Origin of the sequence: Pseudomonas sp. IT-196MI5 (assembly GCF_949767415.1) — a bacterium.
GTDB lineage: Bacteria > Pseudomonadota > Gammaproteobacteria > Pseudomonadales > Pseudomonadaceae > Aquipseudomonas.
In genome coordinates, this window is sequence record NZ_CATKPZ010000044.1 from 193139 (window position 1) to 207279 (window position 14141).

Annotated in this window: 13 protein-coding genes; 6 read left to right on the forward strand and 7 right to left on the reverse strand. The window is 60.8% G+C overall.

All coding sequences use genetic code 11. The annotated features are described in order from the left end of the window. The first annotated feature begins 65 nt into the window (after nt 1-65). Nucleotides 66-1382 (forward strand): bifunctional DedA family/phosphatase PAP2 family protein, encoded by a 1317-nt coding sequence (locus ACM6IK_RS21800; RefSeq protein WP_414875956.1) that lies wholly within the window; start codon nt 66-68, stop codon nt 1380-1382. A gap of 12 nt (nt 1383-1394) precedes the next feature. Here the strand turns inward: ACM6IK_RS21800 and ACM6IK_RS21805 are convergent, their stop codons facing one another. The 3 genes from ACM6IK_RS21805 to ACM6IK_RS21815 are packed head-to-tail and all read right to left on the reverse strand — an operon-like array spanning nt 1395 to nt 3071. Then, entirely contained in the window at nt 1395-1985 is a 591-nt protein-coding gene (locus tag ACM6IK_RS21805) for an LON peptidase substrate-binding domain-containing protein (protein ID WP_223460883.1), read from the reverse strand. 10 nt (nt 1986-1995) lie between these two features. Continuing rightward, nucleotides 1996-2712, reverse strand: coding sequence for an LrgB family protein (locus ACM6IK_RS21810; protein ID WP_414875957.1), 717 nt, complete (start codon nt 2710-2712; stop codon nt 1996-1998). After that, entirely contained in the window at nt 2709-3071 is a 363-nt protein-coding gene (locus tag ACM6IK_RS21815) for a CidA/LrgA family protein (protein ID WP_223453604.1), read from the reverse strand. Before ACM6IK_RS21815 ends, ACM6IK_RS21810 begins: the two co-directional genes overlap by 4 nt. Nucleotides 3072-3264: 193 nt before the next feature. On the opposite strand from ACM6IK_RS21815, the gene ACM6IK_RS21820 reads away from it, so the two are divergent. The 3 genes from ACM6IK_RS21820 (at nt 3265) to ACM6IK_RS21830 (ending at nt 6222) form a co-directional block, all read left to right on the forward strand. After that, entirely contained in the window at nt 3265-3720 is a 456-nt protein-coding gene (locus ACM6IK_RS21820; RefSeq protein WP_108216330.1) for a MaoC family dehydratase, read from the forward strand. Nucleotides 3721-3834: 114 nt separating this feature from the next. Continuing rightward, a complete protein-coding gene (locus ACM6IK_RS21825) occupies nt 3835-5553 on the forward strand; it encodes a C13 family peptidase (protein ID WP_414875958.1) in 1719 nt (572 codons plus the stop codon). A 27-nt stretch (nt 5554-5580) separates the two neighbouring features. Beyond that, nucleotides 5581-6222, forward strand: a complete 642-nt coding sequence (locus ACM6IK_RS21830; protein ID WP_414875959.1) for an oxidoreductase — start codon at nt 5581-5583, stop codon at nt 6220-6222. Nucleotides 6223-6346: 124 nt separating this feature from the next. On the opposite strand, the gene ACM6IK_RS21835 is transcribed toward ACM6IK_RS21830, so the two are convergent. From ACM6IK_RS21835 to ACM6IK_RS21850, 4 genes are all read right to left on the reverse strand, one after another. Continuing rightward, complete coding sequence (locus ACM6IK_RS21835; RefSeq protein ID WP_223460869.1) at nt 6347-6631, reverse strand: YceK/YidQ family lipoprotein; 285 nt, start codon at nt 6629-6631, stop codon at nt 6347-6349. Further along, nucleotides 6624-7256, reverse strand: coding sequence for a flavin prenyltransferase UbiX (ubiX, locus tag ACM6IK_RS21840; RefSeq protein WP_414875960.1), 633 nt, complete (start codon nt 7254-7256; stop codon nt 6624-6626). The genes ACM6IK_RS21835 and ubiX overlap by 8 nt, the downstream gene beginning before the upstream one ends. Then, nucleotides 7253-8602, reverse strand: a complete 1350-nt coding sequence (gene mpl, locus ACM6IK_RS21845) for a UDP-N-acetylmuramate:L-alanyl-gamma-D-glutamyl-meso-diaminopimelate ligase (protein WP_414875961.1) — start codon at nt 8600-8602, stop codon at nt 7253-7255. Before mpl ends, ubiX begins: the two co-directional genes overlap by 4 nt. Before the next feature lie 157 nt (nt 8603-8759). After that, entirely contained in the window at nt 8760-10673 is a 1914-nt protein-coding gene (locus ACM6IK_RS21850; RefSeq protein WP_414875962.1) for a sigma-54-dependent Fis family transcriptional regulator, read from the reverse strand. A gap of 299 nt (nt 10674-10972) precedes the next feature. Between ACM6IK_RS21850 and ACM6IK_RS21855 the strand changes: the two genes are divergently transcribed. Together ACM6IK_RS21855 and eat are read left to right on the forward strand one after the other, a co-directional pair. Continuing rightward, the gene (locus ACM6IK_RS21855) at nt 10973-12493 is read left to right on the forward strand and encodes an aldehyde dehydrogenase family protein (RefSeq protein WP_414875963.1); all 1521 of its coding nucleotides are present in this window, start codon (nt 10973-10975) and stop codon (nt 12491-12493) included. A 202-nt stretch (nt 12494-12695) separates the two neighbouring features. Then, entirely contained in the window at nt 12696-14069 is a 1374-nt protein-coding gene (gene eat, locus ACM6IK_RS21860) for an ethanolamine permease (RefSeq protein WP_414875964.1), read from the forward strand. Nucleotides 14070-14141: the final 72 nt, after the last annotated feature.

Below are 14141 nucleotides of genomic sequence, written 5' to 3' on the forward strand. Positions count from 1 at the left end.
CGATGGCGTATTCAACGTTGCACTTATCTCCTGGAAGCAATTGAATATTTGATGGAGTGGTTTATATGGGCCAATGGCTCGATAGCGTGACCGGTTGGTTGACGGTCAACCCGCAATGGCTGGCGGCGGCAATATTTCTGGTGGCTTTTGTGGAATGCCTGGCGATTGCCGGGCTGATCGTCCCCGGAACGGTCTTGCTGTTCACCGTTGCGGTATTGGCCGGGAGCGGTGCATTGCCGCTGAGTGAAACCTTGCTGTTGGGTTTCTTCGCCGGTGTTCTGGGCGACGTGACTTCGTATTTCCTTGGACGACACTTCCATCAAAATATCCGGCGTCTGCCCGGTTTGCGCCATCACCCGGAATGGATTGCCGGAGCCGAGACCTATTTCCAGCGCTATGGCATCGCCAGCCTGCTGGTCGGGCGTTTTATCGGGCCATTGCGGCCGATGCTGCCCATGGTCGCCGGCATGTGCGACATGCCCTTCCCACGCTTCATCGCCGTCAGTCTGCTGGCTGGCGCGGGGTGGTCGGTGGCTTATTTGCTGCCTGGCTGGGCCACCGGCGCGGCGATTCGCTTGCCATTGCCTGAAGGTTTCTGGGCTCAGGCCGGAATCGTTGCCGGCAGCATTGCGGTCATGGTGGGGTTGAGCGCCACCAGTAGCTTGCGCCAGCATCGCAGGGCTACAGGGTTAATCGCCGGCATGAGCTTTCTCATTCTGGCAGGGCTGTTCATCGGCTATCCGTACCTGAACGCCCTCGATCAAGGGTTGATGACCCTGGTGCAGGAACATCGCAGCCCGATGCTCGATGAGGTCGCGGTGGTCTTCACGCTGATCGGCGAATTCCGCAACATGCTGCTGCTCAGCGCACTGCTGACCGGGTTGCTGCTGCTGATGCGTCAATGGCGCCCGGCGACCTTCGCCGCAACCACCCTGCTCTGCACGGCATTGTCGAACACCGCGACCAAACAGTTCTTTGCCCGCGTGCGCCCCGAAGTGCTGAGCGACCCGCTGACCAGTTACAGCATGCCCAGTGGCCATGCGTCGGGCTCTTTTGCGCTGTTCCTGACCCTCGCCGTTCTGGCCGGCCGTGGACAACCGCCTCGGATGCGCCTGACCTGGCTATTAGTGGGCTGCCTGCCAGCGATGGCTATTGCGCTGTCACGGGTGTACCTCGGCGCACATTGGCCGACCGATGTACTGGCCGGTGCGATGCTGGCAGCGTGCGTTTGCGCAGCGAGCCTGTGGCTGGTCCAGCGCAAGGAACCGTTGAACGCCTTGCCACCCAAGGCCTGGTGGCTGGTATTGCCGGCGTTGCTGACTTTGTTCGGCTTCTTCGTATTGCAGCATTTGCCGCATACGATGCTGCGGTATGCGTATTAGCAAAAGCGCCCGTCAGGCAAACAACTCGCCCTGCAACTCATCCAGCAACGCCTGAATCGCATCCAGTCGTTGCTGCGGATCATCGAGTTGCAGCAGGTCGATCTTGTCCAGTTCAGCGAAGGGCAACAGGTACGCCAATTGATTGGCCAGTGACTGTTGCCCGGTCGCTTCAGTGCCCATGTTCAAGGCTTCAACCATCGGATGCTCCGCCAGGGCCTTGAGCAATGCCACCAGGTCGGCGTCCTCGTCCTGAAGCGGCTGCTCCGGTTCGTCTTCCAGCCACTCGACCTCGGCGACGGTCAACTGATCGCGCTGGATTTCCGATCGTAATACATGGAAACGCCGTCCGCCTCGGACCCGAATCCCCAACAGGCCGTTGTCCTGTTGATTGAAATCGGTGATCAGCGCTTCGCAACCCACCAGAGCGTATCCGGCCGGGGCGATCCCGACCTCTTCACCCTCGAGGATACACACCACGCCAAAACCACCGCCCTGTTTCATGCAACGGCCGATCATGTCCAGGTAGCGCGCTTCGAAAATCTGCAGGTCGAGGATGCAGCCTGGAAACAGCACTGTGTTCAACGGAAAAAGCGGCAGACTCATAGACATTTCCTTACACCACCATCGACACCGCCAGCGGCAGGAGAACCGCCGTGGCCACACCCATCAGACTCATCGCCAGCGCCGCGAAGGCGCCACACTCTTCACTTTCCTGCATCGCCACCGCCGTGCCGACAGCGTGGGCCGTCATGCCCAGCGCCATACCCCTGGCTTCCGGGCTGCGCACACCGAGCCGGGTCAACAAGGCCGGGCCGAAAATCGCCCCGATCACACCCGTAATCAAGACGAACACCGCTGCCAGCGCCGCGACACCACCGATCTGCTCAGCCACCAACATGGCAATCGGCGAGGTTACCGACTTCGGCGCCATGGTCATCAGGATCATGTGTTCGGCACCGAACCACCAACCCAGCAACACGCCCATGCCCGTAGCCACGACACCACCTATCACCAGCGTAGTAAATATCGGCCAGAACAACTGCCGAATCCGTCGCAGGTTGAGGTAAAGCGGCACCGCCAATGCGACAGTGGCCGGGCCGAGCAGGATGCTCAGGATCTCGGTGCTCTTGCGGTACTCGGCGTAGGTCAGACCGCAGCCCACCAGCACGCCGATCACCAGTAACATGGAGACCAGCACCGGTTGCAAAAAGATCCAACGGGTTTTCTCGAATGCCGCCAGGACGAGTTGATAGGCGCCAAGGGTAATGCCTATGCCGAACAATGGATGGTGAATCACTGACGCCCAGGCGCCGTGCCAGTCGAAAATCATTGGCTGTCCTCGGAGTGAGCGTGACGCTTGACCATGCGCTGCATCAGCACCCCGGCGAAGGCCATCGAAAGCAGCAGCGACAACACCAGCGCACCGACAATGGCCCAGAAGTCCGCCGCGATGTCAGCGGCATAGACCATCACGCCCACCGCCGGAGGCACCAGCAACAGCGGCAGGTAGCGCAACAGGCTGCTGGCCGCCAGGTTCAGTGGCTCGCCGACCTGTCCGCGACAGATGAGGTACACCAGCAACAGCAGCAACCCCACAATCGGCCCCGGCAGCACGGGCAAAAACAAATGATTGATCGCCGTGCCGAGCAATTGGAACAGCACCAGCCACGTCAGCCCTCGTAGCAACATTGTTGATCCCCCGCAAAATCCGTCACCCGCATTGGCCGGGCATTATAAGCATGCCCGCGCTATAGATCGGCATTCGCCAAAAGCATGGTCGGTTGACCGCAGCGTTTGGCCATGTTGATCTAAAGTGGTAAGCCGGGAAGTTAAATCCTCGCAAGCCAAATCTATAAAACCGATGAACCCAAGGAGAGTCTCAATGCCCTATGTTCCAGTTGCAGAGCTCAAAGATTATGTCGGCAAGGAACTTGGACGTTCCGAATGGCTCACTATCGATCAGGAGCGCATCAACCTGTTCGCCGAGGCCACAGGGGATTTTCAGTTCATCCACGTCGACCCGGTCAAGGCCGCGCAAACGCCATTTGGCAGCACCATCGCTCACGGCTTTCTGTCGCTGTCGCTGATCCCGAAACTGATGGAAGACATCCTCGTCATGCCCGAAGGCTTGAAGATGGTGGTCAACTACGGCCTCGACAGCGTGCGCTTCATTCAGCCGGTCAAGGTCAATTCGAAAGTGCGCCTGAAGGTCGACCTGACCGAAGTCATCGAGAAGAAACCCGGCCAATGGCTGCTCAAGGCCACCACCACCCTGGAAATCGAAGGTTCGGACAAGCCGGCGTACATCGCCGAACCCCTGTCCCTGTGCTTCGTATAAACCTTCCCGGATGCGAAGCAGCTCATGCTGTTTCGCGCCTTCTCGCGGTACCTCACCCTATATAAGGACACATAGCTGCGGCATACTCCCTCGCCTAATTGCCCGGAATCCGCTATGCGCCCACTTGCACTCCTTGCCTTGACCCTGATGCTCACCGCTTGCGGCGACGGCGAATCGCTTTTGGCCCCCGACGCCCGCCTGCCGGACGGCGGACGCTATCGCGGTGACCTGGTCAATGGCTTGCTGCAAGGCAAGGGACGCATCGACTACCCGAACGGCAGCTGGTACGCCGGCGAATTCGACAAAGGCCAGTGGCAGGGCCAGGGCGAATGGCATGGCAGCAATGGCGAGGTCTATCGCGGGCAGTTCAATCAGGGACTGTTCGACGGCCAGGGGGCGCTGACCACCAACGCCAGCAGTTACAGCGGCGGCTTCAAGGCCGGCCGACGCAACGGCGAAGGCACCCTCAAAGAAAACGGCATGAGCTATCGCGGAGAGTTCAAGGCCGATCAATACGCCGGTCTGGGTCGCCTCGAACTCGAAGACGGCAGTGCCTATCAGGGCCAGTTCGCCCACGGCAAACCCAATGGCGAAGGCCAGCGCAGTGACGGCAATGGCAATCAGTTCACCGGGCACTTCGTCGACGGCCAACTGGAAGGCAACGGCACGTTCAACAGTGCCGATGGCGACATCTATGTCGGCGGCTTCAAGAACAATCAACTGCACGGTAAAGGCCGCTACGAAAACGCCGACGGCGATGTCTGGCTGGGCCAGTTCAAGGAAGGCTCGCTGAACGGCAAGGGCGAGTTGATCGGCACTGACGGCAGCCACTACATTGGCCAGTTCAATGACTGGCGCTTTTCCGGCCAGGGCCGACTGAACCTGTCTGACGGCAGTTTTTACACCGGTCAGTTCGACAACGACAGTTATCAGGGGCGCGGCACATTGGTGCTGACCGACGGCACCGTGCTCAGCGGCACCTGGATCAACGGCCAGCGCGTGCGCGACGCCGAGGGCAAATTATTGCCCGACCCTCTGGAACTCGGCCTGCTGGCCCAGGGGCGCTTGCTCGACGCAGCGCTGGCCAACATTCCGCCCTCGACCCCGGCGGTAGAACTGTATTCGTTGACCCTGGGCGGTGATGGCAAGCAAAGCGTGTTTCTGCGCGAATCCGACTACGTCGCCAATATGCTCACCAGCCGTTTCGGCGCTTTCGGCCAGATCCGCCTGGTGAACCATCGCGATCACCTCGCCGACCGCCCGATGGCGACTCGGGAAAACCTGCGCCGTGCCGCCCTGACGCTGGCCGAACGCAGCGGCCCGGAAGACTTGATTTTCATCTACCTGACCAGCCATGGCACCAGCGAACACGAGCTGGTGCTTGACCAGCCACGCATGGAGTTGGCCGACCTGCCAGCCGACGAAATGGCTGCTGTTCTCGCCCCGTTGAAAAACCGCGACAAGATCATCGTGATTTCGGCCTGCTACTCCGGCGGATTCCTCCCCGCCCTCAAGGATGAACGGACCCTGATCATGACAGCCTCGCGGGCCGACCGGGTCTCCTTCGGTTGCTCGGAGGAAGCCAACTTCACTTACTTCGGCGATGCCCTGTTCGCCCAGGCCCTGAACCAGACCGATGATCTGGAACAAGCCTTCAAACTGGCCAAGGCGACTGTCGCCGAACGTGAACTGGCGGACGGTTTCGAAGCCTCCGAACCACAGATCTGGGCACCGAAAACCGTCCTCTCGCATTGGCAACTACTGCGCAAACAGCAGGCTCGAAAAGCCCTGCAAAGTGCGTCTATCGAAAGCAAGGATGCAAACAGCAACTAAGCTGAACAGTATCAAGGGAGAAACACTATGTACTTGACGCCCCAGCACGTGCTGCTTGCCGGAGCCACCGGTTTGACGGGTGAACACCTGCTTGATCGCCTGCTTAACGAGCCAACGATTGCCCGGGTTTTGGCCCCCTCACGCCGGCCCCTGGCCAAGCACCCCCACCTTGAAAACCCGGTCGGCGACCCGGTGGAGCTTCTGCCGCAGTTGAACGGTCGTGTCGACATCGCCTACTGCTGCCTGGGCACCACCATCAAACAGGCGGGCTCGGAAGAGGCGTTCCGCGCGGTGGACCTGGACATGGTCGTGGCCTTTGCCAAACGCGCACGGGAGATGGGCGCACGGCATTTGATCGTGATCAGTGCACTGGGAGCCGATCGCAGATCCTCGATTTTCTACAACCGGGTCAAAGGCGAGATGGAGTACGCACTGCGCGCGCAGAACTGGCCGCAGCTGACTATTTGCCGTCCTTCGCTGTTGCTGGGCGAACGCACCGAACCGCGACTGGGCGAGAAAGTCGCCGGCCCGTTGTCACGGCTCATCCCTGGCAAATACCATGGTATCGAGGCCTGCCAACTGGCCCGGGCAATGTGGCGCCTGGCGCTGGAAGAGCAGGACGGGATCAGGATTGTCGAGTCGGATGAGTTGCGTAAACTCGGCAAGTAGCAGGCGGACCTGTGGCGAGGGGGCTTGCCCCCGTTGGGCTGCGTAGCAGCCCCCTGCTTCTCAGGTAAAGAGCGGGGCCGCTTCGCGCCCCAACGGGGGCAAGCCCCCTCGCCACAACGCTCTCTTACAACCCACCCGTTGCCTGAAAGTTCACGCCCAAAACCGTGAGCAACGACAGCGGTAACAGCAGCGTGTCGAGCAACGCACTGGCCGGCAGGTCGACCCCGGGATAGCTCGGCGCTTCGGCGCCGAAACGGTCCTTGGCGCAGCACCCACCGTTCATTGCGTACAAATCCAGACGAGTCCCCGAGTACACCACCGGTGCCCCCGGCTTCGCCGCATCGAGCGTGCGCGCCGTGGCGCACCCGACCAACTGCAGCGCCAATACCATCACCAGCAGCTTATTCATCGCTGGTCAGATGATACTCGCCCCAGCGCGGCAACATGTCCTGAGGAATATTCAGCAGGTTGAGAATCCGTGCCACGACGAAATCGATCAGGTCGTCGATGGTTTGCGGCTGATGATAAAAGCCCGGTGATGCCGGCAGGATTGTCACGCCCATGTTCGACAACTTGAGCATGTGCTCAAGGTGAATGCTCGAATACGGCGCCTCACGAGGCACGAGAATCAGTTGGCGACGCTCTTTGAGCGTCACATCGGCGGCACGTTCGATCAGGTTGTTGCAGGCACCCGTGGCGATGGCCGACAAAGTACCCGTCGAACACGGCACCACCACCATCGCCGCTGGTGCGCCAGAGCCCGAAGCCACTGGCGACATCCAGTCTTCCTTGCCGTACACCCGAATCTGCCCGGCGGCAGCGCCCGTGTATTCAGTGAGGAACGCCTGCATCATCTGCGGTTTGTTCGGCAGCGTGACGTCAGTTTCGGTGCTCATCACCAACTGCGCGGCCTTGGAAATCAGGAAGTGCACTTCACGATCTTCCCGCACCAGGCAGTCGAGCAGGCGCAAACCGTACTGGGCGCCGGAAGCGCCGGTCATCGCCAGCGTGATACGGTCCGGGCCGTTGTTCACTTGAGCGCCTCGGCCAGCTTGCCGTGCAGGCCACCAAAGCCGCCATTGCTCATGATCACCACGTGGGTGCCCGGTTGCGCCTGGCTCTTCACGCGCTCGATGATGCCTTCCAGCGAATCGCTGACAATCGACGGCACAGTGCACAGCGCCGCAGTACCCGCCAGGTCCCAGCCGAGGTTGGCTGGTGCATACCAGATCACCTGATCGGCATCGACCACGCTTTCCGGCAATCCGTCACGGTGCGCGCCAAGCTTCATGGAGTTGGAACGCGGCTCGATGATCGCAATCAGCGGTGCATCGCCGATGCGCTTGCGCAGGCCGTCGAGCGTGGTGGCAATGGCGGTCGGGTGGTGAGCGAAGTCGTCATAGATGGTGATGCCACGGACTTGCGCGACTTTCTCCATCCGGCGCTTCACGCTTTTGAAGGCGCTCAACGCGGCGATGCCCATGGACGGCACCACGCCGACGTGGCGTGCGGCAGCCAGGGTCGCCAAGGCGTTGGCGACGTTGTGCTGACCAGTCATGTCCCACTCGACCACGCCCTGGGCGACGCCATCGAACATCACTTCGAACTTCGAGCCGTCTTCACTGAGCAGCTTGACCTGCCACTGACCGCCGGCACCGGTGGTTTGCACCGGCGTCCAGCAACCCATCTCGATAACGCGCAGCAAGGCTGGCTCAGTGGTCGGATGAATCACCAGGCCTTCGCTCGGGATGGTCCGCACCAAATGATGGAACTGTCGCTCGATGGCCGGCAGATCCGGGAAGATGTCCGCGTGATCGAATTCGAGGTTGTTCAGGATTGCCGTGCGCGGACGGTAATGCACGAACTTCGAGCGCTTGTCGAAGAACGCACTGTCGTACTCGTCGGCTTCGATGACGAAGAATGGCGTATCGCCCAGGCGCGCCGACACCGAGAAGTTTTGCGGCACACCGCCGATCAGGAAGCCCGGGGCCATGCCCGCGTGTTCCAGTACCCAGGCCAGCATGCTGCTGGTGGTGGTCTTGCCGTGCGTACCCGCAACGGCCAGTACCCAACGACCTTGCAGCACGTGATCGGCCAGCCATTGTGGGCCGGAGACGTAAGGCAGGCCTTTGTTCAGCACGTACTCCACCGCCGGATTGCCCCGGGACATGGCGTTGCCGATCACCACCAGATCGGGGGCCGGATCGAGTTGCGCCGGGTCGTAGCCTTGGGTCAGCTCGATGCCCTGGGCTTGCAGTTGAGTGCTCATCGGCGGATAGACGTTGGCATCGGAGCCGGTCACGTGATGGCCCAGCTCTTTGGCCAGAACCGCCATTGACCCCATGAATGTGCCGCAGATACCAAGAATATGAATGTGCATAGTCGACCTCGTAAAACTTGGTCGCAGATTAGCTTAGGGTAGGAAAAATCGCACCTTGTGTTTCAGATCTGAAGACGCCTTCGCGAGCAGGCTCGCTCCCACAAGGACTGTGCAGCCCCTGTGGGAGCGAGCCTGCTCGCGAAGGACGCAACGCGGTCTACCGAGCGATGCCATGTTTACGCAGCTTCCGATAAAGGGTATTTCGACTGACCCCCAACTGCTCCGCCGTATGCGTCATATGCCAGCGCGTCTGCTCCAGCGCCGCGAGCAACGCCAGCCGCTCGGCATCCTCCAGCGGATGCTCCGACGCCTCTTCAATCGTCGACACCACCGGCCGTGCCTGGCGAATCATCGCCGGCAAATCTTCCAGACCGATCCGCCCGTCCTCACACAGTGCCGCCAACGTACGCAGCACATTGCGCAACTGCCGCACGTTGCCCGGCCAGGCGAATCCCAATAAGGCCTTGCGCGCCGGTCCGTCAATCAACACAGTTTCTGCGCCCGCCTCTTCGGCCAGTAAAAAATCGAGCAACTGCGATTTATCACTGCGATCACGCAAAGCCGGCAATGCGACTTCCAGCCCGTTGAGGCGGTAATACAAATCCTCACGGAAGCTGCCGTCCTGCACACGATCCAGCAAGTTGCGGTGAGTGGCACTGATGATCCGCACATTCACCGCTTCCGGCTCGCCACCGATCGGCACCACTTGCCGGTCTTCCAGCACCCTCAGCAAGCGCGTTTGCAAGGCCAGTGGCATGTCACCGATTTCATCGAGGAATAACGTCCCGCCATCAGCCTGTTGCAGCTTGCCGCGCATGCCTTCCTTGCGCGCACCGGTGAAACTGCCGCCGCGATAGCCGAACAGCTCACTTTCGATCAGGCTTTCGGGAATGGCCGCGCAGTTGAGGGCGACAAAGGCTTTGTCCGCCCGCTGGCTGGCGTGGTGCACCGCTTTGGCAAAAGCCTCCTTGCCGGACCCGGTTTCGCCGTTGATCAGCAGCGGCACATCGCGCTCATAGACGCGCAAGGCCTTGCGAAAGTCCGCCTGCAACGTCGCATCATCCAGGCAAATGCCTGACAGGCGCGGCGCCTGAACAACCTTGGCAGCCGGCACCATCGGAGTCGGCAGCGGCCGCCGCGCCTCACCGCGCAATACTGCAAACAACCTGCGACCATCACGGGTGCGCAACGGCCAACTGGCGGCGGCATTGGTGTTCGCGCGACCGAGCAACTCATCGAGCGAGCAATCGAAAAACGCTTCCACCGGTTTACCCAGCAAGCCGCCGCGAATATGTCCCAACAGGTTCAGCGCACTCTGGTTCACCGCGCAAATGCGCCCTTCTCCGTCGAACGCCAGCAAGCCTTCACTGAACAAACCGACGGACTCGGCCTGCAAGTGAAAACGCAGCAACCATTGGTTGTCGAAGCAGCGCAGGAAGTAGCAGCTCTCGATCATCTTCGCCGACAGATTGACCAGCGCCATGGTGTGGAACTGACTTTGCCGTGAGGCATCACGCCGCGCCGACGACACGTCGAGCACCGCCAGCAGTTCGCCATGAGGATCGAAGACCGGGCTCGCCGAACAGGTCAGGCCGGTGTGGCGGCCGCGAAAGTGTTCGTCCTGATGGATGGTCAGCGACTGACGCTCCACCAGGCAGGTGCCGATGCCGTTGGTGCCTTCGCAGGCCTCGCTCCAGTCGGCGCCGAGCCAGAGTCCGGCACGCTCGAAAATCTGCCGTTCGGCGGGCGCAGTGACGCAATTGAGGATCACGCCGCGGGCGTCGGTCAGCAATACCGCATGGCCGGCACCGGAGAGCTGCTGGTGCAGGCTGGTCATTTCATTGCCGGCAATGTGCAGCACTTGCTGCAAGCGTTCGCGGCTTTCGAGGACGCGACCATGTTCCAGCACCGTCGGCGCGATGCTCAGGGCCGGATCGAGGTGATAGTCCTCAAGGCAACGCAGCCAGGAACGGGCGATGGACGGGTCACTGCCAGGGCCGTGCAGATGGGCCTTGCCCTGGGTCACGGTCAATACTTGCTGGGCATGGCGACTCAGATGGTTGTCGTGCATTTCTTGTTATTCTCCCCGGGGCTCGGCGTCCCGTGCATGAGGTGATGCCGAGCATCCTCCAGCCCGGCCCGCATTGCAATGCCTGCAAGACCGGGTGGTCACAGGTTGTGCCAGTAGCGGTACAAAGTGTCTCGCCGGCTGTACCGCAAGCGTCACAGGCATGCTCCATCCGTCCGACAAAAAACGCGCAAGGCCTTGATTTTCCTGAGCTGCAGCGCACTGGCCCGCCCCTTGCTCTACGCTTAAAGCAAGCGCACATGCGCGACTCCCTATAAGCACAAAAGCAAGGAGAAACCACTATGCGTTACGCTCACCCCGGTACTGAAGGCGCTATCGTTTCGTTCAAAGCCAAATACGGTAACTACATCGGCGGCGAGTTCGTCGCGCCTGTCAAAGGTCAGTACTTCACCAATACCTCGCCAGTGAATGGCCAACCGATTGCCGAATTCCCCCGTTCCACGGCCGAAGACATCGACAAGGCCCTGGACGCTGCCCACGCCGCTGCCGACGCATGGGGCGCCACCTCTGCGCAAGCCCGTTCGCTGGTGCTGCTGAAAATCGCCGACCGCATCGAGCAGCATCTGGAAACCCTGGCGATCACCGAATCCTGGGACAACGGCAAAGCCGTGCGCGAAACCCTCAACGCCGACATCCCGCTGGCCGCTGACCACTTCCGCTACTTCGCCGGCTGCCTGCGCGCCCAGGAAGGCAGCGCTGCCGAAATCGACGGCAACACCGTGGCCTATCACATCCATGAACCGCTGGGCGTGGTCGGGCAGATCATCCCCTGGAACTTCCCGATCCTGATGGCCGCCTGGAAACTCGCCCCGGCCCTCGCCGCCGGCAACTGCGTGGTCCTTAAACCGGCCGAGCAAACCCCGCTGGGCATCACCGTGCTGATGGAGTTGATCGGCGACCTGCTGCCGCCCGGCGTACTCAACGTGGTGCAAGGCTTCGGCAAGGAAGCCGGCGAAGCCTTGGCCACCAGCAAGCGCATCGCCAAGATTGCCTTCACCGGCTCGACCCCGGTTGGCTCGCACATCATGAAATGCGCGGCGGAAAACATCATTCCGTCCACCGTGGAACTGGGCGGCAAATCGCCGAACATCTTCTTCGAAGACATCATGCAGGCCGAACCGTCCTTCATCGAGAAGGCCGCCGAAGGCCTGGTGCTGGCGTTCTTCAACCAGGGCGAAGTCTGCACCTGCCCTTCCCGCGCCCTGGTGCAAGAGTCGATCTACGACGAGTTCATGAAAGTGGTCATGAACAAGGTCCTGCAAATCAAACGTGGCGACCCGCTGGACACCGACACCATGGTCGGCGCCCAGGCGTCCGAGCAGCAATTCGATAAAATCCTTTCGTACCTGGAAATCGCCAAGGGCGAAGGCGCCGAGCTGCTGACCGGCGGTAAGGTGGAAAAACTCGAGGGCAACCTGGCGAGCGGGTATTACATCCAGCCGACCCTGCTCAAGGGCACCAACAAAATGCGTGTGTTCCAGGAAGAAATCTTCGGCCCGGTGGTGAGCATCACCACCTTCAAGGACGAAGCCGAAGCCCTGGCCATCGCCAACGACACCGAGTTCGGCCTGGGTGCCGGCCTCTGGACCCGCGACATCAACCGCGCCTACCGCATGGGCCGTGCCATCAAGGCCGGTCGTGTATGGACCAACTGCTATCACCTGTACCCGGCGCACGCCGCGTTCGGTGGCTACAAGAAGTCCGGTGTCGGCCGTGAAACCCACAAGATGATGCTCGACCACTACCAACAGACCAAAAACCTGCTGGTGAGCTACGACATCAATCCGCTGGGCTTCTTCTAAAAACCGGGGGGCGACACAGATATTTCTGTGTCGCCCTTCAAGCAGCCATCGCGAACTTGCTCGCGATGGCGTCCTAAATGACTCAACACCCAAGGCCTGGCCGCTCTGGCACGGGCCTTGCCTACCCATCATTCAGGATTTGCCCCCAAACCGTCGCACCCGAAAGTCCAAAAGATCGAACAATAAAAACTAGAGAGGACTTATGACTACTTCTTCCACACAGCTCAAACCCACACTCGGCACCCTGCATCTATGGGGCATTGCCGTCGGCCTGGTGATTTCCGGCGAGTACTTCGGCTGGAGTTACGGCTGGGGCACCGCAGGCACACTGGGTTTTCTCGTCACCGCACTGATGGTGGCGACGATGTACACCTGCTTCATCTTCAGCTTCACCGAACTGACGACTGCGATTCCCCACGCTGGCGGGCCATTTGCCTATAGCCGTCGGGCCTTTGGCGAAAGAGGCGGGTTGATTGCCGGCATCGCCACCCTGATCGAATTCGTCTTTGCACCACCGGCCATCGCCATGGCCATCGGCGCCTACCTCAACGTGCAATACCCGGAACTGGACCCGAAGATCGCCGCCGTTGGCGCCTATTTCGTGTTCATGGGCCTGAACATCCTCGGCGTCAGCATCGCAGCCACCTTCGAGTTGGTCGTCACTGTGCTGGCGGTCGCTGAACTGCTGGTGTTCATGGGCGTGGTCGCCCCGGGCTTCAGCTTCAGCAACTTTGTGCTCAATGGCTGGTCGGGCGCGAATGAATTCACGATGGGCTCGATTCCCGGCATTTTCGCCGCCATTCCCTTCGCGATCTGGTTCTTTCTCGCGATCGAAGGTGCAGCCATGGCCGCCGAAGAAGCCAAGGACCCGAAACGCACCATCCCCAAAGCCTACGTCAGCGGCATTTTGACCCTGGTGTTCCTGGCCATTGGCGTGATGGTGATGGCCGGTGGTGTCGGCGACTGGCGTCAACTGTCGAACATCAACGATCCGTTGCCTCAGGCGATGAAAGCCGTGGTCGGCAACAATTCGACCTGGATGCACATGCTGGTATGGATCGGTCTGTTCGGCCTGGTGGCGAGCTTTCACGGGATCATTCTTGGCTATTCACGGCAGTTCTTCGCCCTGGCTCGCGCCGGTTACCTGCCTAAAGGGCTGGCCAAACTCTCGCGCTTCCAGACGCCGCACCGGGCCATTCTGGCCGGCGGCGTGATCGGCATCGCGGCGATCTACAGCGATGGCCTGGTCAACCTGCAAGGCATGACCCTGACGGCAGCGATGATCACCATGTCAGTATTCGGCGCCATCGTGATGTACATCATCAGTATGCTGAGCCTGTTCAAGCTGCGTAAAACCGAGCCGAACCTGGAACGCACCTTCCGCGCCCCGGGCTATCCGATCGTGCCGGGGATCGCGCTGTTTCTGGCGGTGGTGTGCCTGATAGCGATGGCCTGGTTCAATACCTTGATCGGCCTGGTTTTCCTCGGTTTCATGGCTGCCGGTTACCTGTACTTCCAGTTGACCGCCAAGCAACGCTCCGAGGCACCGGCAGACGCTATGCTCGAAGGTATCTAAATGCACCGGCACCGGGCTATTCATCCGGCGCCTGCATTATTGAAGTGCATGCAGTTCCCCCTGTGGGAGCGA